The organism is Bacillus sp. MYb56 (genome assembly GCF_002976445.1).
GTDB lineage: Bacteria > Bacillota > Bacilli > Bacillales > Bacillaceae_G > Bacillus_A > Bacillus_A mycoides.
Genome location: NZ_PCOH01000007.1, coordinates 21,413 through 42,921 on the forward strand (window position 1 = coordinate 21,413; position 21,509 = coordinate 42,921).

Genomic DNA, 21,509 nt, shown 5'->3' on the forward strand with positions numbered 1-21,509 from the left:
AATAAAAAAAGGAAGATGAACGCCTCCATCTTCCTCATTGTTCTATCATTAATCACTACCACTAACGAAAAGATCTTCTTCAATATATGCTAATACCATACCTGGAATTACTTTATCTCCCGCCTCTACTTCTAAAGATTGAACTTCTCCACTACATCCCATCTTAATTACTTCCAGTTTACCATTCATATCTTTAATAGAGAATAATGGCTCCCATTCATAAATTCGAGAATCCTTATTAATAGACACTTTTTCAATTATTCCATAACACGGACTCGTAATAATATCATAATACATAATCAATCATCCCTTTCTTTCATTCTATTAATATTGTTCTTCTAACCTTTGTGACTGAAAACACCCCGCTTTTATATTTTTACTAATTGTACAAAGCAATAATTGTGCCAAATGAAAATACTATATTGATCATCATTTATCAGCCATACTCCCTAGACTTGCCTCTCTTCCTTATGAACCGTTGAATGAATTATGCAATACTGCATGGTTGCCCAATCTTCAAAGAAAAAAACATCGGATCCATTCCCGATGTCTTTTTCTTTTTTATCCCGCTATTTGTGGGCAGTAAAACTCCCACCTCAAAATTCGGCTGGAGCAAAGAAGTTAGGTGGGAGCCCCGCTGCCCGTAAACGCCCGATTGGTGAGGGCTAATAATCGGAGGGGGATGAACACCCCCCCACTGATTATAGTTTCACTTTATATTTCCTGTGCTTCTTCAAAATGCATTTGCGGAGGAGCTGAACGGAACATATTTGTAACATATAGAAGGTACCCAATTCCAATAGCAGCCCAGCAAAGTCCCAAAATAAGTGAATGGATATTGAGATTAAACCATAGTACGGCTACAGTAGCAGCACCCAAAATAGGCATAACTAAGTAATTTAAGAAATCTTTTATCGTCTTATATCTTTTTTGCTTGATTATATAGTAAGAAATTACAGACAAATTAACAAATGTAAATGCAATAAGCGCTCCAAAGTTAATAAGAGATGCTGCTGTTTCTAAATCAATGAATATAGCGAAGAGCGAAATAATTCCTACAAAAATAATATTATATACTGGGGTTCTCCAGCGAGGATGAATGTATCCGAATATTTTCTTCGGAATTACATTATCTCGCCCCATTACGTATAATAATCGAGATACACTTGTATGAGAAGCTAAACCGGACGCAAGTGTCCCCATAAGGGTTCCTACTAAAAAGAAAGCTTGAAATAATTTCCCGCCAACATATAGTGCAATTTCTGGAGATGCTGATTCTTGATTTTTAAATACAGATGTATCTGGAAACATAGATTGTGTAAAATACGTAGTAGTAATGAATAAAACTCCGCCGATTAAAGCAGTAAGAAAAATAGCTCGAGGAATTGTTTTCTTCGCGTTTGGTGTCTCTTCTGAAAATGTAGTTACTGCATCAAAACCTAAAAACGAGAAACAAAGAATTGTCGCACCTGCAACTAACGGTGATATTTGTATATCTGATTGAAAAAACGGCTGAATGGAAAAGATTTCTCCTGTTCCCTCTCCCGATAATAAACCTTTTATAACTAGAAAAACAAACACGGCCATTACTAACACCTGAAATATTACTAAGAAAGTATTGAAATTAGCAGTAGCATTTACGCTAATCATGTTTATTTATGTAATCAGGAGAACAAAGGCAATGACCCATACCCAATTAGGAACACTTGGGAAAAATGCTGACATATAAATTCTCGTTAATAGTGCGTTCACCATTGGTAGAAACAAATAATCCAATAATGCGGACCATCCAACAAGAAACCCAAGCCTTGCACTAATTGTCTTCTGTGTATACGTATAAGCAGATCCTGCCGTAGGAAAAACCTTTACCATTTTGCCGTAGCTTGCAGCGGTAAACAACATCCCTGCTAATGCAATAAGATAAGCTCCTGGAACATGACCACCCGTTTTTTCAGAAACGATTCCAAATGTATCAAACCCAACCATCGGTGTCATATACCCGACCCCTAGCATAACAATTGACCAAAGCCCTAATGAACGTTTTAAACCAACTACTTTTCCCACCTATCATTCCTCCTACTTTCTCTATCTAATTTCCATTTAAAAATCGACAGTTAAAAGGAAGCGTTTTCAAATAACTATATATCACACCGCATATTACCTCCCTTTTTGTTACTTTTTAAATATTCATGCAATTTTTAAGCCAAAATTTCTAGCATTTGAAAATTCAATACTAAAAAGAACGTATAGGTGGAGCTGGTCCTCATTTCTTCTCATTTTTTATTCATTTTGACATAAGTTATTCAATCTCTCATACGACTAAATATGAAAAATAAAACTTTAATCCTTGTTTTTTCATTCCCACTTCCTCAAAAATTGGGCTTTTACAAGATTAAAATATTCCCATGAAATAATAACATTATGTAAACTATTCATAGCAAAAAAGCTGTCTTTTCTATAAAGACAGCTTTTTCTATAACACTATATTAAAAATTGAATACGAAGTCATCGTCTGCTAACTTTTCAACATTCGTTGCTTTTACGTAACCATTTCCTTTTACAGAGAAGAAGTCATGGTTTTTCGTATCTGTACGTAAACCATTTAAAACGATTGGGTTAATTTCTTCTTCCTCAAACTTCGGCTCAAGTCCTAAGTTCATAAGTCCTTTATTCGCATTGTAACGAACGAAACGATTTACATCCTCTACAAGACCGATAGAAGTGTAAATTTCTTCTGTATATGCCAATTCAATTTCATACAGTTCCATTAATAACTCTTGCGTTTCCGTTTGTACTTCTTGTTGCTCTTCTGCAGAAAGTTCTGTGAAGATTTGTTGTGCTAAAATACCAACGAATACGCCGTGAATTGACTCGTCACGAATTATTAAGTTAATAATCTCACCACTTGCCGTCAATTTACCTTGACCCGCTAAGTAAAGTGGATAGAAGAATCCACTATAGAATAAGTAACTTTCTAAGAACACACTTGCTACCATTGCCATGTATAACTCTTTTTTCGTTACTTCAGGCTTTAATAAGCGACGATAGTAACTAGTAACAATACCAGCTTTTTTCTCAAGTAATGGATGGTTATCTACCCATTCAAAAATATCATCAATTTCTTCTTCAGTAGCTAACGTTGTGAAAATATGGCTGTAACTCTTCGCATGTACTTCTTCCATAGCGCCCATGAAAGCTAATACACTTTTCGCTTGTAAATTTTCAAGATGAACAAGTACAAGTGGCATCCCTTCGCCACCTTGTTTCGTATCTAAAAGTGTTAAACCACCTAATACACGCTTATAAGCAATTTGCTCTTCTTTTGATAATTGTGCCCAAGTATTTTTGTCAGAAGACACTGCGATTTCTTCTTCTGTCCAAAACTGAGCGATGTTTTGCTTCCAAAACATTAAACTAAAATCATCTTCTTTTTTGTTCCAGTTTACCGCACGCATTAAATCGCCCCTTCTCTAAATAAACATAAAAAATTGATAACTAAGCATGAGCAGGGTTCAGAAAAACCCTGCTCATAATGTCTCACTTTTTATATTAAACGGTACAAGCCACGCACTCTTCCACGCTTAATTTACGTGTTCTCGTATAATAAAGACTCTTCAAGCCTTTTTTATGTGCATAAATGTAGTAACGTGCTAACTCACGTGTTGAAATATCACTATTAACATAAAGAATTGTACTAATTCCTTGGTCAATATGTTCTTGAACTTCTGCGATTAAATCAATTAATTTAAACTGATTCATATCATAAGAAGATTTATAGTACCAGAACGTATCTTTTGATAAATACGGCATTGGATAATATGTTGTCGCATTCGCATACGTTCTTGATTCAATTTGACTTACGATTGGCATTACGCTTGAAGTTGCATTTTGAACGTAACTGATCGATTGTGTCGGAGCGATTGCAAGACGATATGAGTTGTATAAACCATTCTTCTGTACTTGCTCTTTTAAACTTGTCCAATCTTCTTTTGTTGGAATATGAATTCCTTCAAATAATTGCTGAATTTTTTCAGTTACTGGGCTGTAATCTGTCGTTTCATACTTTTCAAAGTATGTGCCGTTTGCATAATCAGACTTATCGAAGTCTTTAAATGTTTCGCCTTTTTCTTTAGCGATCTCCATACTTTTCTCAATCGAGTAGTAATTTAACATCATAAAGAATGTACGAGCGAATTCTTTCGCTTCAGCACTTTCATAAGCGATTTTATTTTTTGCTAAATATCCATGTAAGTTCATTGCTCCAAGTCCAACTGAATGAAGCTCATCATTTGCTTTTTTCACAGTTGGGGCATTCGGAATGATCGTCATATCAGAAACAGCTGTTAAAGCTTCCATTCCCGCATGAACTGCTTCACGAATTTCTTTATTTTCCATTACGTTTACGATATTTAACGATCCTAAGTTACAGTTAATATCACGGCGGATAATGTCTTCTGTACCGTAATCATTTATTTCAGAAGTTTCTTGTAGCTGGAAGATTTCTGTACATAAGTTCGACATCTTCACAGTTCCAATATCCTTCAGTGGATGCTGGTTATTTGCATTTGATTTAAACATTAAGTATGGGTAACCAGACTCAAGCTGAATCATAGCAATTTTAATAAGCATATCACGCGCACTAATATCTAGTGGCTTCTTCTTCACTTTCGGATTGCTCATTAATTCATCGTACATTTCGTCGATATCTATATCATCTAAATGTTTTCCGTACTCTTTAAATACTGTATAAGGCGCGAAAACATGGAAAGGTTCGTTTTTCTCAGCAAGCTCAAAGAACTTACTTGGAACGATAATTCCGATTGATAGAGACTGAATACGGCTCTTCTCATCGGCATTTATTTTTTTGGTATCAAGGAATTCAATAATATCCCAATGGAAAATGTTTAAGTATACTGCACCTGCACCTTTTCGTTGCATATTGTTACTCCATATCGTCAAAACGTATGGGGGATAGTCATTTCTGCTATCCTCTCTATATCGCTATAGAGTTCAGACCATATCTTCTTCTCGTCAAATTCTTCATTTAACCATTTATCATATGTTTGATGCACATGAATATGGCATAAACTATAATAAATGTATACACCCTTTGAATTTGGTTGTTTTGAGAAGCCAGGTTCGAGCTACTTAGTCACCTACATAGCCACTTGGTCGTTGAACCTTCTCCTTATCTAATAAATTTAGGAGCTCGGCTGCTGATTTCCTGCAATCTTGGATTTTCAGGGTTCGCTACGTAATTTCTTCGTAGTATCCTACCTTGATATACTCAGGCGTTCCAGCAATTGACCTGGTTTTATAGTTGAGCCATAAAGTTAACCCAACTGATTCGCATACGAAAACGAATCTTCAAGTAATTTCATAACAGGTACTACACCACTTGCGGCGTTATCAATACCTTTAATTTGCTCACCACGTGCACGTAGCTTAGATAAGTTTAAAGCTACTCCACCACCGATTTTCGATAATTGCATTGCAGTATTAATGTTAAAGCCGATTGAATTTAAGCTATCATCCATCTCTAACAAGAAACAAGACACCATTTCTCCTCTTCTGCTTCGTCCCGCATTTAAAAAGGTTGGTGTCGCTGGTTGGTAGTTTTGTTTTACAATCATGCTTGCGAAGTGTTTTGCCTTCGCAACATCACCGCGTCCTAAGTATAATGACACAATTGCTACACGATCTTCATAGCTTTCTAAGTATTGTTTTTGATCATTCGTTTTTAACGCATAATCTTTATAGAACTTAGATGCTGCCATATAAGATTGGAACTCGAAGTTTTCACCATAAGCGATGTTATAAACTCCTTCTACTTCCTCCAAGCTATACTCGTCCAGAACGTTGTAATAGTAATCATGTTCTTTCATATACTCCATTCGCTCTGCCACGCTATTAAAATGAACGGTATTCTCTCTAGCTTCTTCCATAAAGACTTCTAATGCCTCTTTATCTTTATGAAGCTGATAAAAACCGTCCTGCATTTGCGTGATTTCATTATTCAGTTCAATGTGTCGCAATCTCCCGCACCCTTTCTTTAAAATATTCTACATCATTATTTGTTCCAGATAACTCAAATTTTGATACAATAGGCACTTCATATTTAGTAGAGATTTTGTCAGCACTTGCACCAAACATGTCTCCCCAATTACGATTGCCACTTGCAGATACGCCTTTTAATTTTTCATTATTGCGTTCTAAAAAGTCTAAAACACGTTCCGGTACATTTCCAAAACCTGTTGTATACGTAATAAGAATAAAGTCTTCATCTAATACTAGAGCTTCATCAATTTGAACGGCCGGCATATTTAATTTGTGAATGAAACGCTTCACGTTTCCTGTCATAGAATCATATGCAACTAACATTTCCGACCCTCCCTCTCCAATATATATTCTCTGTATGTCGTTTCTTGATTTCTCTATATATTGTATTACGTTTCAAAATAAGACACAAGATATATGTATAAATTCTTTCTTTTTTTAAATTTTACTTTTCGACATGACCGTCGATTTTTTTCAATACAAAGACTATGAAACAACATTCTAAAACTCATGTCAATAAAGTGCTTTTCAAAAAAGTTGTCAACGAATTTAACCTTATTTTTAAAAAAGTTACCAATATTTTTTGTCATAAAACAGTAAATGCTGGAGTAATATATTTCTCCAGCATCACGCAAAAAAGAACAGATATTAAACGATAATCTGTTCTAACAAACGATTACATTTATCAATTTTACTTTATTAAATATTATACATATTCTTTCGTTCCTCGTTACATACTAAAAGATAACTATTATAGAAAAAGATTATTATTATGGAACTTCAATTTATTTATGAAAAAAATTATTCAGGGTGCTCAATACGCAAAATATCTCTTACAAATATATGATGTGGATTCTCATCTTTATCGAGCATTGTACATATAGGAGCTTCTTCATCAAAGTATACGATCATTCCTTCTACGTACTGATATGTATGTTGAACTTGTACCGTTACTTTAATTTCTACTGCTTGTTCATACGCCCTTTTTATTTTCTGAAGCATTTTTGCTGAACATTTTCGTTTCTCTGGATACATAACCATTCCCATAAACCTATTCCCAGCTCTATCTTTCCACATATAATCCCAATGTGGCAATATGCCTTGTTTAAAATCCCCCATAATTCTCCTCTCCTTTATCTTCTATTTATGAACGTGGTGTTTCTGAATATGTATAAATTACCTGTCCACCGCGCTGTGCGTTCCCGATAATATGTTTAAAATCTTCTCGATTCACAACAACTTCTCTGAACGTATAAAATACATCTTTCTTCGCAACATACTCCTTTATTTCATCATTTTTCAGCTGATCCAAAATTGTATTTGCTAATTGTTTATCCATGTATTTCACCTCTCTGCAATATTTTATTCTATCGCATCTTCTATAGGTCCACAACGGTAAAATTATCCCGTTACTATTATGTAATTCACTTTCATTATTTTTATATCTATATCACTTTATTATATTCGCACTAAATATCATATACTAACATAGCTACTTCTCTATATCAAACTTTTTGATGCCCTATATAACAAAGTTCCAAATCACTGTTTGATATTTTATTTTATGCTACAATATACATTTAGAACTAGGAGGGATACTATGATTCGGAAAGCAAAAAAGACAGATGCGGTAGAAGTAGCACCTTTATTGTATAACGCTCTGCACGAAATTGCTGAAAAAATCACAGGTAGCACAGTTGAAGCAAAAGTAATACTAGGACTTGAAACATGGTTCGTAAAAGAAAATAATCGATTGAGCTATGAAAACTGTTTAGTGGCTGAACAAGGTGGAAAGGTAGTTGGGGTTATTGTCGTTTATCACGGTAGTGACGCTGAACAACTTGATGCACCAATCCTACACTACTTAAGAGAACTACATGAAGACGAATCCATTACGTTAGAAAAAGAAGCTGAACTTGATGAGTATTATATTGACACGTTGTCAGTTTCAAGTATGTACAGTGGACGTGGTATTGGCTCTAAATTAATCGATGCAGCTGAACTTCATGCAACTGAAAAAGGGCATGAAAAAATCGCCTTACTTGTTAATTTAGAAAACAAACGCGCTTTTTCACTATATGAAAAACTTGGTTTCAAAGAAGATAAAACCGTTATGCTCGTCGGTGAACCGTATGCCCATCTAATAAAACCATTACGGTCATTGGTTTCTATATCTTAAAAGGACAATTCTTTTTTACTTGTTATGCAGAGAAAGAGGCTGCCAAAGGGACAGCCTCTTTTAAATTAATTTTGTATTTAATACATTTCCATCCATCGCCTCATGAAATGTATACGTTGTACATCCCCATGGCTTCCTATGGAAAATAGGCGAACCAGACCACCCCATTGCCCTCAGTTCAGTCCCAATCATCGCATTAAAATAACTATGACCTACAAGGGCAATATGTCCATGTACGAGCGCATAGCGGTGCAACATATTAGCGGCTTGCCTTGCTCTTTCTCGTACTTCCTTATAAGACTCAACCTCTTTGCTATAACCAACTATCCATCGTGTACGTCCAATAAACATCCATACATTCGGTTTACATTTCAACCATTTTGGAGCATAAAAACTCGTTGGAACTTCAGCTTCCCTAAAAAGAGGATTTTGCACAAAAGATAGGGAATCCAATAACTCAGCCGCTGACTGTACAGCGCGCCTTTGATCACTCGTTACAACCAGTTTCGCTGATTCAATCGCCTCAATTGTTTCAATTGGTATAGGAGTTTCTTTTACTGTAGTCCCTAAATCATATTGCTTCATCCATTCACGAAATGAAATAATTGTCATTGGCTCTATAGTACTGTCCAAACGACCATGACGAATAAAAGAAATTCGCATTCTTTCCACTCCCCATTCATCACTTACGAACTATATTACGTACTTTTTTTATTGCCATCATACCATGCATAAAAAGAAAGTTATATATCCCCACCACTATCATGTGTTATCGAAGTGTGCACACCATCCAGTCCATCAAAATATGTAGTTGTTTCATGATGACGCACTTTCTTCAACTGTATATATGAAAATAAAAATAATAAAATCGCTATAAAGCTCCCCACAATTTCAAACATCATTTTCCAGCCCCTAATTTCTCCCACTTTAGTAGGTCATTGTATCTTTTATTATACTCCCGTATAAAGATGTATGCATTTTCATCATTCCTCTCCTAAACAATATTTTTTACATATTTCCTTACAAAAAGTGAATATTTTTCGAATTTTTACTTTGGAAACATTTACAAAGTAGTAAATATAGTTCAAAATAAGAAGAAATAAAAAAGCCCAAATTATTCTTTTTTTGGGAAAACTGGAACAAGGAGAGTTGCTTATGCAGATCGCAGAAACTGGAGATATCATTGAATTTAAAGGTGGAATGCAAGGCCGTGTTCAAAAGGTAAATCAAAACTCCGTTATTGTTGATATAACAATTATGGAGAATTTTAGAGAACTAGATATGGAACCTCTTACAGTTGTAAGCCATAAAAACTATACTGTCATTAATCAACATGCATAATATAATAGAAAGAAAGGATCTGTATATCATACAGATCCTTTCTTTCTATATTAACGATTATCGATCTTTTCTGGATATAAATCGTGATTCATCATGCGGTAGTCTGCCATTTTCTCATACTTAGTTCCTGGGCGGCCGTAGTTACAGTAAGGATCGATTGAAATACCACCACGTGGTGTAAATTTCCCCCATACCTCAATATAGCGTGGATCCATTAATTTAATTAAATCATTCATAATAACGTTCATGCAATCTTCGTGGAAGTCACCATGATTTCGGAAGCTAAATAAATATAGCTTTAAAGATTTACTCTCTACCATTCTTTGTTCTGGAATGTAGCTAATATAAATTGTTGCAAAATCTGGTTGTCCTGTTTTCGGACATAAACTTGTAAATTCAGGACAATTGAATTTTACAAAGTAATCACGGTTTGGATGGTTATTATCAAATACCTCTAAAATTTCCGGGCTATATTCAAATACATATTTTGTATTTTGATTTCCTAATAATGTTACATCTTTTAAATCTTCATCTAATCTTCCTGCCATTTTAAACATCCCTTCTCATTATACCCCTCGTTTATTTCCCCATACTAACGCATGAAGCTGAGGCAGTACTTTCGCATCATTCATTTCTTTACAATTCACAGCTTTTTCAATAAGCCACTCATATTTTTCTAATAGTTTTTTTATAAGCACCGCATCATCCACTGTTTTCGTATCATCATTCCCTACTTGTAAGAAAAATGGTACATTCGGATAACGCTCGTGCATCTTAACTGCATATTCAAAATCTTGATCATCGAATACTACTACTTTTAAACTAAAATCTTTCCCTGCTAGTTTATGAATAACAGAATCTAACATCTGAAAATCTGTTTTCATAGTTGAACTTGGTGGTTTTGGAGAAATCGTTACCTCATCAATTTGAAGCAACCAATCTTGCCATTTACTCCCTTGCGTTTCTACCGCTGTTCGCATTCCATTCTCCTTTAATATAGAAAGAAGAAATTGCATATTTTTCAGCAAAACAGGATTTCCACCCGAAATCGTAACATGAGAAAAATTTTCTCCACCAATTTCTACAAGCTCATTCCAAATGTCTTCCGGTGTCATTTGTTTAATTTGATCTTTGGCCGATCCATCCCATGTAAAAGCAGAATCACACCAAGCACAGCTATAATCACAGCCCGCTGTACGGATAAACATTGTCTTTTGTCCTACAACCATCCCTTCTCCTTGAATGGTTGGACCAAATATTTCTAAGACGGGGATTTTACTCATCGAGCATCCACTCCCGTCTTACTTCCGCATAACTAGTCGGCGTCTCAAAAAGACGAACAAATTCAACACGAGCTCCCTTATATTCGTTCGCACGATTATCTTTCGTTAATGCTTCTGCCATCTTTTCATAAATCCAAACGACCATATTTTCAGCAGTCGTATTCATTTCTGGCAATGTTTCGTTTAAATAACGATGATCTAAATAAATTTCTATTTCATTTTTCCAAATCTCTTTTATATCTCCAAAGTCAATTGCAAGGCCTATTTCATTTACATATCCGCTAATTCCAAATACGACTTTATATGTGTGTCCATGTAAATTTTTACATTTCCCTTCATAGCAGTGTAAATGGTGCGCTGCGTCAAATGTAAATTCCTTGCTGACCATTACTCTTTTATTATGATATTTGAGTTGTTCACGCTGAATATCCTTGTCCATTTTTTGCAAATTTTCTACGATGCGAAATCCAAAAAAGTTATCCATTAGTTGCTCGCTCCTTCGCGTTCTTGTAGATACGTATCTAATCCCGCTTTACGAAGTTGACATGCTGGACATTCACCGCAACCATCACCAATGATTCCGTTATAACATGTTAATGTTTTTTCTCTAACAAACTCAAATGCTCCAAGTTCATCAGATAATTTCCATGTCTCTGCTTTATCAATCCACATAAGTGGTGTATGAATAACAAACGGATAATCCATAGATAAATTTAATGTAACGTTTAATGATTTCACAAACACGTCACGACAATCTGGATAACCACTGAAATCAGTTTCACATACACCCGTTACAATATGACGTGCTCCAACTTGTTTTGCTAATACAGCCGCAAATGATAAAAATAGTAAATTTCGTCCATCTACAAATGTTGATGGCAATTCACCTTCTTCATGTGTAATCTCCATATCCGTTCTCGTTAACGCATTTGGAGCAAGTTGATTTAATAGGCTCATATCTAGTATCGTATGTTTAATTCCTAGCTCTTTCGCAATTTCCGCTGCACAATCAATTTCTAATTTATGACGTTGATTGTAGTTAAATGTTACAGCTTCCACTTCTTCAAACTGCTGTATCGCCCAAAATAAACATGTTGTACTATCTTGTCCACCACTAAAAACAACAACTGCTTTTTCTTTTTTCATTTCACTCATTCTCCTTCTCTACTACGAATAAGAAGAAAGAACGTTCTTGAACTGTCACAATAAAAAAACAAAACAATACCTAATGATATTGTTGTTTCCATAGTTTTTTATAGAGGGAGTTCGCGAACCTCTCCCATGCAGTGCACGGAATTTCTTCTTTCATTGACAAAGATTATTGTAACATATTGTATACTACCAGAAAAATTTCTGATTTTTTCCGCTATTTCGCATTTCATTTATTTCATTTTATAGTATGATTAATTTAATGTTAAAAGAGAGGAGGCATCCCACTGGAACTCTTTATTATTTACCTCTTTTTAAATATATTATCTATTCTCGTTACAATGCTCGTATATCATTTATTTTGGAATCAGAAAGGGAAACGATCTCCTAAATTAAATTCAGCCATATTTATTGTATTATGTTGCCTCGCTACCATACTATGTATCACTTTCGCAGCAAAAACAAATAATGGTTTTCAGTTCGACATGCGACATATCGTATTAATTGTCGGCACGTTAACGGGAGGGCCTATTGCTGGTGGTTCTATTTTAGCTGTATTAAACATTTATCGCTTTTTATTGGGAGGAATAGGTGCGTTTCCATCCTTTATCGCTTCTATTCTCCTATTTATTGTTCTACTATTAACATACAAATTTTTTAATCGAAGTTCTAATCATATAAAAATAACACTTGCTATTTTTTACAGTCTTACTTATGGATTTGGTTGGATACCATTTTTCCTTGCAAGTGTTACAAATGAGGCAGATTATATACCACATATCATTGTGTACGAACTATGTACGATGATTGGTACGATCCTTATTTTATATTTACTACACATATTACAAATGCAAGTTCGTCTCCAAAATGAACTTATGAACGCTGAGAAATTTCATTTAATCGGCGAAATGGCAGCTTCTATCTCTCATGAAATTCGTAATCCTTTAACTGCAACGAAAGGTTTTTTACAACTTTTACAGTCAGATGCATGTTCTGAGAAAGAACGAAAATTATATATCGACATAGCCATTAATGGTATCGAACAAGCAAATCACGTTCTTACAGACTACTTAACTTTTGCAAAACCGAGTATTGAAAAAGAACAAAAATTACAAGTAGAGGAAGAATTACTTCATGCGTTGTCTTTGATCACACCTCTCGCCAATTTAGCAAATGTTCGTATAAATTATATAAAACAAAGTACATCTTTCTTTATCGCTGGCGAAAAGCAAAAACTGAACCAATGTTTATTAAATATTTTTAAAAATTGTATTGAGGCTATGCCTACAGGTGGCGACCTTATTCTTACATTAGTTCCAGACCATAAACATATACAATTATATATAAAAGATACAGGAGTTGGTATGGATCAAGAACAAATAAAACGCCTTGGATCACCTTTCTACTCAACGAAAGAAAAAGGTACCGGACTCGGAATGATGGTCGTCTTCAGCGTCATTCAAGCAATGGATGGAAAGATTGATATTATGAGCGAAAAAGGTACAGGTACAACTTTCTTATTAACTTTCCCACTCATACAAAAAACGTGATGAACTTCATCACGTTTTTTCTGTTCCTTCAACTAATTCTGCAAAAGCTTTCACTTTCCCATGCGGCTTTTGATTTTCTTTCCGAGCTTTCCAGGCGCGCTCTTCTTCTCTCTTTTTCTTTGACATGCTTTTCAACTCCTTCTTTTCTTTTCTCCATGTAGTATTCCAAAATGAGAAAGAAAACTATGCATGAGTAAAAAAGAAAAGAAGCGGTTCCCCACTTCTTTCATTTTAACGCTGTAAAATTGCATGTTTCGCTTCTTTTAGCTGTGTAAGATGTCTTTGTTCGTGTAAATCTAGAAATTGAACCCATTGATATAAATTCAAATCATTAAAAATAGGATGTTTTAATCCATTTTCAAATAATTCTTTTTCATCTATTACACTATGAAGGGCATGTAATAATTCTTGTCGTGAATGTTCTAGTAATTGAATTCCTTGCAGTTTTTTCATTAATGTTTCTGTTGGTTTCATTTGTTGAGGAGCTTCCCTTTTATGTGTGCGATCAAGCGTAAGTTGGAGGTCTTTAAATGGAGCAAGTTTTCTTTCTTTTTTTTGCAAAGCATATACAAGGGCAGATGTGACAGACTGTTCAACTAAATGCAAATGATGCAAAATTTGAATAATACTCCATTTATCACGGCGTGGCTTTACATTCACCTCCGTATCATTTAACATTTCAATTTCTGATAACAGCGTGCTTCGTGTAGACTGTAATGAGTGGACTAAAGTTTCTAAACTAACATCCATATTAGATTGAAGCATAGTGCTTTCCCCCCTTTTGTTGGTGAAAAGGGGCGCTCCCCATTAGAAACACCCCTAAAATAATTCTGAATTTTCTTTTATTATCTCATCATTTTTCTATTATGTCGATGTTAAACATAGGAAAAAAGTGCATGTTTTTTACAATTTTGTGTCGTCAACAGCACGTAACCACGCTTCAATTTCTGTAATTACACTTTTTACACACCCTTCAGCGAATGGTGATGTTAAATTTGCAACTTCTACTAATTCTAAGAATGATTTACTTCCACCTTGTTGACAAAGATTCACATAATCTTCCCAAGCCTCTTGTCTATTATCTCTTGCACGTTTCCAAAATTGCAGTGCACAAATTTGAGCTAACGTGTAGTCAATATAATAGAAAGGTGAGCTATAAATATGACCTTGACGTTGCCAGAAACCACCACGCTCTAAATAATCATTATCTTCATAATCACGATGTGGTAAATACTTCTTCTCTATGTTACGCCATGCTGACTTACGTTCTGCTGGCGATGCTTCTGGATTTTCATATACATAATGTTGATATTCATCTACAGATACACCGTACGGTAAAAATAGAAGTGCTGAACTTAAGTGTGAGAAATAATATTTATCCGCATCTTCTTCAAAGAATAACTTCATCCATGGCCATGTAAAGAATTCCATACTCATTGAATGGATTTCACATGCTTCATATGTTGGCCAATTATATTCTGGAATTTCATACTTACGACTTTCATATACTTGGAAAGCATGACCAGCTTCATGTGTTAATACATCAATGTCCCCAGACGTTCCATTAAAGTTTGAGAAGATGAATGGCGCTTTATAATTCTCGATATATGTACAATATCCACCACCAGCTTTTCCTTTTTTCGCAACTAAATCTAATAAATCATTATCGAGCATGAAATTAAAAAACTCATCTGTTTCAGCTGATAATTCTTTATACATCGTTTTCCCGTGATTAATAATCCAATCGGCATCGCCTTTTGGAGTTGGATTACCTGTAGCAAACTCAAAGTTTTCATCATAATAAGCGAGCTTTTCTACACCAATGCGTGCTTTTTGTCTATTTCTTAACTCGGTTGCAACTGGAACGATATAATCTAATACTTGCTGACGATAGTTCGCTACCATTTCAGCATTATAATCTGTACGATACATTCTTGCATATCCTAATTCAACAAAGTTTTTAAAACCAAGTGTTTTTGCGATTTTCGTTCTCACTTTAACAAGCTCATCATAAATACGATCTAACTCTTCCTCGTTCTCAGCTAAAAATCCGTAGTATGCTTCACTTGCTGCTTTACGTTCACTTCTTTCTTTTCCTTGCATAAACGGAATAAGTTGCGATAACGTTCTTTCTTCTCCTGCAAAGTCAATCTTTGCAGATGCTAATAACTGTGTATATTGTGAAGACAATTTATTCTCTAATTGTAAATCTTTCACTACTTCATCTGAATATGTTTTTAAATCACATTCAGCTAGAGCAAATAATTGCTTTCCATAATACGCTTCTAATTCTTCGCGGAATGGAGAATGAATTAACGCATTATAATACTTTGTACCATACCCTTGTACAACTGGAGAGAATTCATCAAAGAAATCCTGCTCATCCTTATAAAAGGCATCTGTCGTATCAACAGAATGACGAATGTAACAAAGGTTCCCCATTGTACCAAAGTCATTACGAATTTCGTTAATTGAATTGATAACTTGTTTTTGTTCTTCTACAGTTTTTGCGTTATCAAACTTCTCTAAAGCAACAGTAAATTTCCCTTTTAATTCTTCAATATTTGGCCGTTTATATTCATAGTCTTTAAATGACATGAACGAGCCCCCTCTCCATTATATGCATCATTATTATAATTCAATTCTTACTTACAAATCTCCTCTTATTCTTCAGCAAAATGCGGTAGATGATGTCATAAATACATGCACACAAAAAAGCCTTGGATTTCTTTATCCAAAGCTCCTTTGGAACATATCATCATTTTTCATACTTTCCAATTTTTTTCAATAGCTCGAGTAATTCATCCTTCTCATCCTTCGTTAACATTTCAAAAGACTGATATATAACTTGCTCATGACCTGGAAAAATAGAAGCAATAAAGCTCTCTCCAGACTCCGTTAATTGTGCATAAATAACACGCCTATCATTTGGACATGGAATTCGTTTTACAAGCCCTTTTTTCTCTAGCTTATCTACAACGTATGTAATGCTGCCACTAGCTATTAAAATACGCTCACCGATTTGCTGAAGTGGTTGGCCTCCTTTATGATATAGTAATTCTAATACAGCAAACTCAGTTGGATTTAATCCGTTACTTTGTATGGATTTATTTGTAGTATCCATAACAGAACGATGTACACGGGATAATGCAATAAATACTTTTAAAGATTGAGAAATGTCTTCTCGCTCATTATTTGATGTCATACCATTTCAACCCTTCACTTAAATTCTCCGCAACAAAAAGAAAAGCAACGTAGCACCTCATTACAACTTCCGAATGAATATTCACTCATTCCTTTTCCTTTCCCTAATGTAATGCAAATGATTCTTGAATAAAAACATGACAATTTTAACATAGTTTATATATAATGATAATAAAAAAAGAAGGAGTACCAAATTTGAAAGTCAAATTACAAAGCATAGTTTTTTACATACTGCTTGTTATACTGCCAACGATAGGGATTGGTGCCATATTTTTTTCATATCACACTTATCAAATGAAACAGGCAAACAAACTATCTGCTCACACTGTTCTCTTTTTATATAGAGACTATTTAGACCATCACCTTGGTGAAGCTATATCTGCCTTAGAAATGCTCGCAAAAGTCGTAGGGACCGAAACTGGAAACATCAATGGGATTAAACAGATTGTACATGATACCGATGGAAATGATGAACGTTTTTCCGGTCTATATTACGCTACGACAGATGGGATGATTACACTCGCATCCCAAGGCGATTCGCCGCCTATTGACGTTTCTGACCGCCAATACATCCAAGATGCATTGCAATCTAAGAAAACAACTGTATCATCAGTTATTACAGATCGCGTTCTTGGACATCAAGCTATTATGATTGCGTCTCCAATATTTAATAGACAAAAGGAACTCTCAGGCTTATTATTAGCAAGTTTACGCTTTGACTACATTTCAGCCTCTTTAAATGCTATTAAACCACAATATCATTTCGAAGTGACTGATAAACATGATGTAGTTTTTCTAACCGATGATAATAACGAAACAAGCGATGGGCATTCTAACATGCTTACTACCCCACTCCAAAGATTAAATTGGAAAGTCTCTGTTTCTCCGTTACCTATTCATCAACAAACTTTATACCAGTTAGTTTCAATAGAGTGTATAGCTACTTTATTTTTAGTGTCTATTTTATTTTTACTTGCTCAATATATGTTATTAAAACGTCAAACAAAACTAGAAAGACAACAAAATGAACTACAAAAAATTGAATTGGTTGGAACTTTTGCAGCTAGTACAGCTCATGAAATCCGTAACCCTCTTACTGGAATTAAAGGACTCGTTGCTCTGTTAAAAGAGAAATATAAAGATGAACAGGATCAGTTCTACTTTTCCGTAATCGAACAAGAAATAGAGCGAATTAATGAAATTGTAAGCGAATTTCTTATTCTTGGAAAACCAACTGCCATCATTGAACAAACATATGATGTAAGAACGATTCTTAATGAGGTAGCATTAATTATCCAATCTGAAGCGAATCTACATAACATAGTATTTCATTTACATTTGCCAGACCACCCTGTTCATATACGTTGCTCAAAAGACCATATGAAACAAGTGGTTTTAAACATTACAAAAAATGCAATTGAAGCTATGGCTTCTGGTGATACATTAACCATTGTAGTAACAAACAACGAAAAACACGCACACTTGCAAATTATTGATACTGGAAAAGGGATTCCTAAACATATTCAAAAACACCTCTTTCATCCGTTCTTTACTAATAAAGATACTGGAACAGGTCTTGGGCTTGTTATATGTAAACGAATTGTAGAGATGTACAATGGGCATATATTTATTGATAGTAAAGAAAACAAAGGAACGACAGTTCATATAGAGATTCCATTACACATAGTATAATTATCCTTATCCTAAAAGGGTAATTATACTTATTTCATAAAACCAGCTACAAACATTCTCCAAAAATTGTTTGATTTCCCTTCATACCCAATTTGAAAAATAGGAACCTTTATAATTGAAAACCATTTCGGTGTTTGTTTTTCTTTGTAACGCTGATACTGTACGATAAGCTTGTCCAATTCTTGACTAACTTGAATTGTCTCCATACTATTTAACCCACTTGTTAATCCTAAATGAATCATTTCTTCACGTTTCATATGAATATCATGCGAAAGCTTTTCTAATGTGTACTTCCTTTTTACAGTAAACATCCATATCCCCCTTATTTTTCTTCCATACTCTCAACGCCTCTTCTACTTTAGCCCTTTAAACACTTAATTCTATTTAAAATTGAAGAATCAGAAAATTTAACATTTTTCTCCTGTAATTTACAAATCTTTACCCTCACTTTGAGAATTATTACAAATTATTCTATCTTTGTAAATACATTCGCAATAATAGACATTTTTTTCATCTTCTTTTTTGTAAATACTCCGTAAACAGTGGATTCTCTATTTTCAATGTACTTTTCTTCGACATTTTTTGTTTAATTTATGTAAAAACGCAAAACATAATGATGATTGATAAAGTGAACTTTAATCAGTGGGGGTTTTGTCCATCCCCACTAATTATTAGCCTTCACCAATCGGGCGTTTACGGGCAGTGGATTTTCCACCTAACTTCTTTACTCCAGCCAAATTTTGAGGTGGGAGTCTTACTGTCCGCAAATAGCGGGATAAAATAGAAAGGAAATATTTATATGCGCAAATATACTATTACAGTTCTTATCTTCACCCTGTTCATACCATTCTTCCTCTTTCCTATTCAAGCAAACGCTCATACGAATAAAGTTGCTATTGTCATCGATGATTTCGGCAATAATATGAAAGGCACAGATAAGATGTTATCACTTCCTATTCCACTCACTGTTGCTGTTATGCCATTTCTTCCTTCTACTAAACAAGATGCAATAGCTGCCCATAAAAAAGGGCATGAAGTTATTATACATATGCCAATGGAACCAATTAGAGGAAAAAAAGAGTGGCTTGGACCAAAAGCGATTACAACAGATTTAAGCGATGAAGAAATAAACAACCGACTCGAACAAGCAATTCAAGAAATACCTCATGCAATAGGAATGAACAATCATATGGGATCAAAAGTAACCGCTGATGAAAGAATTGTACGTCTTATACTTTCTGCCTGTAAAAAGCACGGTTTATTTTATTTAGATAGTAAAACAAACCCTAATAGTGTTGTCCCAAAAATCGGTAAAGAATTAGGCGTTCCTATTATTGAAAACCAATTATTTTTTGATGATGTATATACGGTAAGTCACATTTCAAAACAAGCACAATTACTCATAAAAAAAATCCAAGACAAACCCATTATGGTAGCTATCGGACACGTTGGGGCTCCAGGTGAAATTACATCACGTATTATCGAAACTTCTATTCCTAAAATTCGTGAGCATGCAGACTTTATTTTTTTATCTGATTTAGCATTGTCTCCACCTTCTGTTTCAAAATAAAATTCATTTCTTGCACTAAAAAAGATACCTATCTACACATAGCAGATAGGTACCTTTCCTTTTCAACTTAAATATAATCTACATGACTCACCCTGAATCCCTTTTTCTCTATCTTTTCAATTAATCGCTTTAATTTTTTTTCATTTAACTCATCCGATATATTTACGATAACACGGCGAATATATTGATCACCGTTATCAAGAGTAAACAGTCCACCGATATTATATGCTTTTAATAATGTCCCAAGCTCTTTAATTGTTCCCTTACAATCTTGTGTTGCAATTGTTAATATATAACCACCCGTCCGCATACCGAACGAATCCTCAATGACATCAAATACATTAGAATGTGTTAAAATGCCGACAAATTCATTATACTCATTTAAAACCGCTAAAAACGGGAGACGACGAATAACGTAAAAAGCTCTAAAAAAAGAATCCTTTTCAAAAATAAACGAATTTGGACTTTCCAGTACATCTTCTGTACTTACATCCTCTAATCTGCTATTACACTTCTTTTCTAAAAGATCTACTTTATAAATAATCCCCGTGAATTCCTTCTCATTTTCTGCTAATACAGGAATTGCGCGAAATCCCGTTTCATTCATAATTTGTAACGCCTTTTCACCAGAATCATTCGTTTTGCAAAATGTCACCTGCTGTTTTGGCAGAAAATGATATTTAACTCGCAAAATATGTTCCTCCTTACATGTCAACATGTAATCTATATATAATAAGGAGACCTATATTTTATGAGTAAAATTTCTTTTTAAAACGCTTTCATTTTTAAGGGATGATAATCTCTGTGAATACATCTTTATATAACAGAACTTTTTGCCCCTTTTATCATTAAAAGCTTTACGTGATAGTTCATTAAATACTCTATACCTTCCAACCATTTTTTCGCTTCTTCTGGAGTTTTCCCCCACACGATCATTCCGTAATTATGAACAAGGACTACTCCTCCACCTTCAATAAAATTCGGAACATTATTTTCTAATAAATTAGCGAATTTCTTTTCATCTTCTACAATTGGAATTGTCATTTCTGTAATACCGTCTTTTCCAAAAACACGTTCCACACTACGTTTTTCGAATGTTACTTCTCCTTCTTTCCCATATAGCTCTGACATTAAATGACTATCTACAGTCTGTACTTGTAAAATGCATTCTGCACTACTTTTTTTATAAATATCCGCATGCATAAATGACTCTATAGCTGGTTTTTCTTCGTTTTCAAATACTGGCTCACACATGCAATTTACGACAATAAAATCTTCTTCAGAAAATACCCCTTTATCTCTTCCCTCTACATTCACTAAAAATGTTAATGGCTCTTTTGACGTACACATCGATAAACTAATTTTCGTACCATAAAACCAATCGCGAAGTGCCAATTCTGCTTTCACATCTTTTAATTCGTTCCATTTTTTCAGAAAAAATAACATTTCGTCACCCCCGGCGTAATATTAATATAATATTCAAA

General features: G+C 34.4%; 23 protein-coding genes, 3 pseudogenes and 1 riboswitch. Of the genes and pseudogenes, 5 read left to right on the forward strand and 21 right to left on the reverse strand.

Annotated elements, in window-relative coordinates; all coding sequences use genetic code 11:
• Positions 1–48 precede the first annotated feature (48 nt).
• The 8 genes and pseudogenes from CQ058_RS10935 to CQ058_RS10975 form a co-directional block, all read right to left on the reverse strand.
• Positions 49–297: a biotin/lipoyl attachment domain-containing protein gene (locus CQ058_RS10935; RefSeq protein ID WP_105589704.1), complete on the reverse strand. Its 249-nt coding sequence runs from the start codon at positions 295–297 to the stop codon at positions 49–51.
• 417 nt (positions 298–714) lie between these two features.
• A pseudogene (locus CQ058_RS10940) lies at positions 715–2,064 on the reverse strand (APC family permease).
• 422 nt (positions 2,065–2,486) lie between these two features.
• Positions 2,487–3,455: a class 1b ribonucleoside-diphosphate reductase subunit beta gene (gene nrdF, locus CQ058_RS10945; RefSeq protein ID WP_002011508.1), complete on the reverse strand. Its 969-nt coding sequence runs from the start codon at positions 3,453–3,455 to the stop codon at positions 2,487–2,489.
• Positions 3,456–3,549: 94 nt separating this feature from the next.
• A pseudogene (locus tag CQ058_RS10950) lies at positions 3,550–4,935 on the reverse strand (ribonucleoside-diphosphate reductase subunit alpha); the annotation flags it as partial.
• A gap of 401 nt (positions 4,936–5,336) precedes the next feature.
• Positions 5,337–6,035: pseudogene (locus CQ058_RS10955) on the reverse strand (ribonucleotide reductase N-terminal alpha domain-containing protein); the annotation flags it as partial.
• Positions 6,022–6,381 carry a class Ib ribonucleoside-diphosphate reductase assembly flavoprotein NrdI gene (gene nrdI / locus CQ058_RS10960; RefSeq protein ID WP_000959445.1) on the reverse strand — a complete coding sequence of 120 codons (360 nt, stop codon included), beginning with the start codon at positions 6,379–6,381 and terminating at the stop codon, positions 6,022–6,024. The pseudogene CQ058_RS10955 and the gene nrdI, both read right to left, overlap by 14 nt.
• Before the next feature lie 477 nt (positions 6,382–6,858).
• Positions 6,859–7,176, reverse strand: a complete 318-nt coding sequence (locus CQ058_RS10970; protein ID WP_002030565.1) for a hypothetical protein — start codon at positions 7,174–7,176, stop codon at positions 6,859–6,861.
• A gap of 25 nt (positions 7,177–7,201) precedes the next feature.
• Positions 7,202–7,396, reverse strand: coding sequence for a hypothetical protein (locus CQ058_RS10975; RefSeq protein WP_002030563.1), 195 nt, complete (start codon positions 7,394–7,396; stop codon positions 7,202–7,204).
• A gap of 261 nt (positions 7,397–7,657) precedes the next feature.
• Between CQ058_RS10975 and CQ058_RS10980 the strand changes: the two genes are divergently transcribed.
• Positions 7,658–8,236: a GNAT family N-acetyltransferase gene (locus tag CQ058_RS10980; RefSeq protein WP_002030560.1), complete on the forward strand. Its 579-nt coding sequence runs from the start codon at positions 7,658–7,660 to the stop codon at positions 8,234–8,236.
• A 60-nt stretch (positions 8,237–8,296) separates the two neighbouring features.
• Here CQ058_RS10980 and CQ058_RS10985 read toward each other — a convergent pair whose 3' ends face one another.
• The gene (locus tag CQ058_RS10985; protein WP_002188882.1) at positions 8,297–8,899 is read right to left on the reverse strand and encodes a histidine phosphatase family protein; all 603 of its coding nucleotides are present in this window, start codon (positions 8,897–8,899) and stop codon (positions 8,297–8,299) included.
• Between the two features lie 80 nt (positions 8,900–8,979).
• Positions 8,980–9,138, reverse strand: a complete 159-nt coding sequence (locus CQ058_RS31800) for a hypothetical protein (protein ID WP_002086806.1) — start codon at positions 9,136–9,138, stop codon at positions 8,980–8,982.
• A gap of 253 nt (positions 9,139–9,391) precedes the next feature.
• Between CQ058_RS31800 and CQ058_RS10990 the strand changes: the two genes are divergently transcribed.
• Positions 9,392–9,577 (forward strand): YkvS family protein, encoded by a 186-nt coding sequence (locus CQ058_RS10990; protein ID WP_002064385.1) that lies wholly within the window; start codon positions 9,392–9,394, stop codon positions 9,575–9,577.
• 50 nt (positions 9,578–9,627) lie between these two features.
• On the opposite strand, the gene queF is transcribed toward CQ058_RS10990, so the two are convergent.
• Genes queF through queC form a run of 4 tightly spaced genes read right to left on the reverse strand, consistent with a single transcriptional unit; the run spans position 9,628 to position 12,006 of the window.
• Positions 9,628–10,125 carry a preQ(1) synthase gene (queF, locus tag CQ058_RS10995; protein WP_002140938.1) on the reverse strand — a complete coding sequence of 166 codons (498 nt, stop codon included), beginning with the start codon at positions 10,123–10,125 and terminating at the stop codon, positions 9,628–9,630.
• An 18-nt stretch (positions 10,126–10,143) separates the two neighbouring features.
• Positions 10,144–10,860: a 7-carboxy-7-deazaguanine synthase QueE gene (gene queE, locus CQ058_RS11000; RefSeq protein ID WP_002086811.1), complete on the reverse strand. Its 717-nt coding sequence runs from the start codon at positions 10,858–10,860 to the stop codon at positions 10,144–10,146.
• Positions 10,853–11,344: a 6-carboxytetrahydropterin synthase QueD gene (gene queD, locus CQ058_RS11005; protein ID WP_002011526.1), complete on the reverse strand. Its 492-nt coding sequence runs from the start codon at positions 11,342–11,344 to the stop codon at positions 10,853–10,855. The genes queE and queD overlap by 8 nt, the downstream gene beginning before the upstream one ends.
• Positions 11,344–12,006 carry a 7-cyano-7-deazaguanine synthase QueC gene (gene queC, locus CQ058_RS11010; RefSeq protein WP_002086813.1) on the reverse strand — a complete coding sequence of 221 codons (663 nt, stop codon included), beginning with the start codon at positions 12,004–12,006 and terminating at the stop codon, positions 11,344–11,346. Before queC ends, queD begins: the two co-directional genes overlap by 1 nt.
• A gap of 93 nt (positions 12,007–12,099) precedes the next feature.
• Positions 12,100–12,143, reverse strand: a riboswitch (PreQ1 riboswitch).
• A gap of 207 nt (positions 12,144–12,350) precedes the next feature.
• On the opposite strand from queC, the gene CQ058_RS11015 reads away from it, so the two are divergent.
• Positions 12,351–13,559: an ATP-binding protein gene (locus CQ058_RS11015; protein ID WP_002140936.1), complete on the forward strand. Its 1,209-nt coding sequence runs from the start codon at positions 12,351–12,353 to the stop codon at positions 13,557–13,559.
• A gap of 9 nt (positions 13,560–13,568) precedes the next feature.
• On the opposite strand, the gene CQ058_RS32090 is transcribed toward CQ058_RS11015, so the two are convergent.
• The 4 genes from CQ058_RS32090 to CQ058_RS11035 form a co-directional block, all read right to left on the reverse strand.
• Positions 13,569–13,685 carry a DUF6254 family protein gene (locus CQ058_RS32090; RefSeq protein WP_000038354.1) on the reverse strand — a complete coding sequence of 39 codons (117 nt, stop codon included), beginning with the start codon at positions 13,683–13,685 and terminating at the stop codon, positions 13,569–13,571.
• 105 nt (positions 13,686–13,790) lie between these two features.
• Positions 13,791–14,324: a DinB family protein gene (locus CQ058_RS11025; RefSeq protein WP_002030551.1), complete on the reverse strand. Its 534-nt coding sequence runs from the start codon at positions 14,322–14,324 to the stop codon at positions 13,791–13,793.
• A 138-nt stretch (positions 14,325–14,462) separates the two neighbouring features.
• Positions 14,463–16,157, reverse strand: a complete 1,695-nt coding sequence (locus CQ058_RS11030) for a M3 family oligoendopeptidase (protein ID WP_002011536.1) — start codon at positions 16,155–16,157, stop codon at positions 14,463–14,465.
• A gap of 160 nt (positions 16,158–16,317) precedes the next feature.
• Positions 16,318–16,764, reverse strand: a complete 447-nt coding sequence (locus tag CQ058_RS11035) for a MarR family winged helix-turn-helix transcriptional regulator (RefSeq protein WP_002011538.1) — start codon at positions 16,762–16,764, stop codon at positions 16,318–16,320.
• A 194-nt stretch (positions 16,765–16,958) separates the two neighbouring features.
• Here CQ058_RS11035 and CQ058_RS11040 point away from each other — a divergent pair, with 194 nt between their 5' ends.
• Positions 16,959–18,455 (forward strand): ATP-binding protein, encoded by a 1,497-nt coding sequence (locus CQ058_RS11040; protein WP_002188877.1) that lies wholly within the window; start codon positions 16,959–16,961, stop codon positions 18,453–18,455.
• Positions 18,456–18,484: 29 nt separating this feature from the next.
• Here CQ058_RS11040 and CQ058_RS11045 read toward each other — a convergent pair whose 3' ends face one another.
• Entirely contained in the window at positions 18,485–18,766 is a 282-nt protein-coding gene (locus tag CQ058_RS11045; protein ID WP_002011543.1) for an aspartyl-phosphate phosphatase Spo0E family protein, read from the reverse strand.
• Between the two features lie 488 nt (positions 18,767–19,254).
• On the opposite strand from CQ058_RS11045, the gene CQ058_RS11050 reads away from it, so the two are divergent.
• Positions 19,255–20,025: a divergent polysaccharide deacetylase family protein gene (locus tag CQ058_RS11050; protein ID WP_002011545.1), complete on the forward strand. Its 771-nt coding sequence runs from the start codon at positions 19,255–19,257 to the stop codon at positions 20,023–20,025.
• Positions 20,026–20,092: 67 nt separating this feature from the next.
• Here CQ058_RS11050 and cbpA read toward each other — a convergent pair whose 3' ends face one another.
• Both cbpA and CQ058_RS11060 read right to left on the reverse strand, forming a co-directional pair.
• Positions 20,093–20,716, reverse strand: coding sequence for a cyclic di-AMP binding protein CbpA (cbpA, locus tag CQ058_RS11055; RefSeq protein ID WP_002188875.1), 624 nt, complete (start codon positions 20,714–20,716; stop codon positions 20,093–20,095).
• 125 nt (positions 20,717–20,841) lie between these two features.
• Positions 20,842–21,471 (reverse strand): class II aldolase/adducin family protein, encoded by a 630-nt coding sequence (locus CQ058_RS11060; protein ID WP_002011549.1) that lies wholly within the window; start codon positions 21,469–21,471, stop codon positions 20,842–20,844.
• Positions 21,472–21,509: the final 38 nt, after the last annotated feature.

Excerpts from the sequence above, each read along its gene's own strand:
- queC (WP_002086813.1), bottom strand. The coding sequence starts at position 12,006 with ATGAAAAAAGAAAAAGCAGTTGTTGTTTTTAGTGGTGGACAAGATAGT.
- CQ058_RS11060 (WP_002011549.1), bottom strand. The coding sequence starts at position 21,471 with ATGTTATTTTTTCTGAAAAAATGGAACGAATTAAAAGATGTGAAAGCA.
- nrdI (WP_000959445.1), bottom strand. The coding sequence starts at position 6,381 with ATGTTAGTTGCATATGATTCTATGACAGGAAACGTGAAGCGTTTCATT.
- CQ058_RS11050 (WP_002011545.1), top strand. The coding sequence starts at position 19,255 with ATGCGCAAATATACTATTACAGTTCTTATCTTCACCCTGTTCATACCA.
- CQ058_RS10970 (WP_002030565.1), bottom strand. The coding sequence starts at position 7,176 with ATGGGGGATTTTAAACAAGGCATATTGCCACATTGGGATTATATGTGG.
- CQ058_RS11030 (WP_002011536.1), bottom strand. The coding sequence starts at position 16,157 with ATGTCATTTAAAGACTATGAATATAAACGGCCAAATATTGAAGAATTA.
- CQ058_RS11045 (WP_002011543.1), bottom strand. The coding sequence starts at position 18,766 with ATGTTTACTGTAAAAAGGAAGTACACATTAGAAAAGCTTTCGCATGAT.
- CQ058_RS10935 (WP_105589704.1), bottom strand. The coding sequence starts at position 297 with ATGTATTATGATATTATTACGAGTCCGTGTTATGGAATAATTGAAAAA.
- CQ058_RS11015 (WP_002140936.1), top strand. The coding sequence starts at position 12,351 with ATGCTCGTATATCATTTATTTTGGAATCAGAAAGGGAAACGATCTCCT.
- CQ058_RS10990 (WP_002064385.1), top strand. The coding sequence starts at position 9,392 with ATGCAGATCGCAGAAACTGGAGATATCATTGAATTTAAAGGTGGAATG.
- CQ058_RS31800 (WP_002086806.1), bottom strand. The coding sequence starts at position 9,138 with ATGATGTTTGAAATTGTGGGGAGCTTTATAGCGATTTTATTATTTTTA.
- CQ058_RS32090 (WP_000038354.1), bottom strand. The coding sequence starts at position 13,685 with ATGTCAAAGAAAAAGAGAGAAGAAGAGCGCGCCTGGAAAGCTCGGAAA.
- CQ058_RS11025 (WP_002030551.1), bottom strand. The coding sequence starts at position 14,324 with ATGCTTCAATCTAATATGGATGTTAGTTTAGAAACTTTAGTCCACTCA.
- queF (WP_002140938.1), bottom strand. The coding sequence starts at position 10,125 with ATGGCAGGAAGATTAGATGAAGATTTAAAAGATGTAACATTATTAGGA.
- CQ058_RS10975 (WP_002030563.1), bottom strand. The coding sequence starts at position 7,396 with ATGGATAAACAATTAGCAAATACAATTTTGGATCAGCTGAAAAATGAT.
- nrdF (WP_002011508.1), bottom strand. The coding sequence starts at position 3,455 with ATGCGTGCGGTAAACTGGAACAAAAAAGAAGATGATTTTAGTTTAATG.
- CQ058_RS10985 (WP_002188882.1), bottom strand. The coding sequence starts at position 8,899 with ATGCGAATTTCTTTTATTCGTCATGGTCGTTTGGACAGTACTATAGAG.
- CQ058_RS10980 (WP_002030560.1), top strand. The coding sequence starts at position 7,658 with ATGATTCGGAAAGCAAAAAAGACAGATGCGGTAGAAGTAGCACCTTTA.
- queD (WP_002011526.1), bottom strand. The coding sequence starts at position 11,344 with ATGGATAACTTTTTTGGATTTCGCATCGTAGAAAATTTGCAAAAAATG.
- queE (WP_002086811.1), bottom strand. The coding sequence starts at position 10,860 with ATGAGTAAAATCCCCGTCTTAGAAATATTTGGTCCAACCATTCAAGGA.
- CQ058_RS11035 (WP_002011538.1), bottom strand. The coding sequence starts at position 16,764 with ATGACATCAAATAATGAGCGAGAAGACATTTCTCAATCTTTAAAAGTA.